The sequence below is a fragment of the Neisseria sp. P0021.S006 genome (genome assembly GCF_051956895.1).
Genome location: NZ_JBQCWZ010000805.1, coordinates 1 through 650, shown reverse-complemented (window position 1 = coordinate 650; position 650 = coordinate 1). Strand labels below are relative to the sequence as shown.

1 pseudogene is annotated in these 650 nt (G+C 54.9%); it reads left to right on the top strand.

What is annotated here, in order from left to right:
• Positions 1-610, top strand: a pseudogene (locus ACTHUM_RS17205) (glycosyltransferase family 39 protein); the annotation flags it as partial.
• Positions 611-650: the final 40 nt, after the last annotated feature.

Genomic DNA, 650 nt, shown 5'->3' with positions numbered 1-650 from the left:
GGCATTTATCAACTGGTTCGGCATCATGGCATTCGGTTTGATTGCCGTCTTCCTGTGGCTGGGCTTTTTCGCCATGAACTACGGCTGGCCTGCCAAACTGGCCGAACGCGCCGCCTATTTCAGCCCGTATTACATCCCCGACATTGACCCGATTCCGATGACCGTCGCCCTGCTGTTTACCCCGTTATGGCTCTGGGCGATTACGCGTAAAAACATCCGTGGCCGCCAAGCCGTAACCAACTGGGCAGCCGGCGTTACCTTGGCCTGGGCCTTGCTGATGACCCTGTTTTTACCGTGGCTCAACGCCGCCAAAAGCCATGCACCGGTCGTACACCAAATGGAAGCCGCGCTTTCTTCCGAATTGAAACAGAAACTTTCAGACGGCCTCGAATGTATCAGCATCGACGGCCAAGACCAGCGCACACGAATCGCATGGACACAATATAGCCATATTAAAACCACGACCGACAACCCGTCCTGCCGCTACCGCCTCATCCGCCAAGCCGCCAATGTCGGTGCACCTTCGGGTTGGCAAACCTTGTGGCAAGGCGCAAGACCGCGCAACAAAGCCGAGACTTTCCTATTGCTGGAAAAAACTGCGGCGCAGTAAATCACACCAGCCTCAAAACTGAATATACCCAGTTCAACAA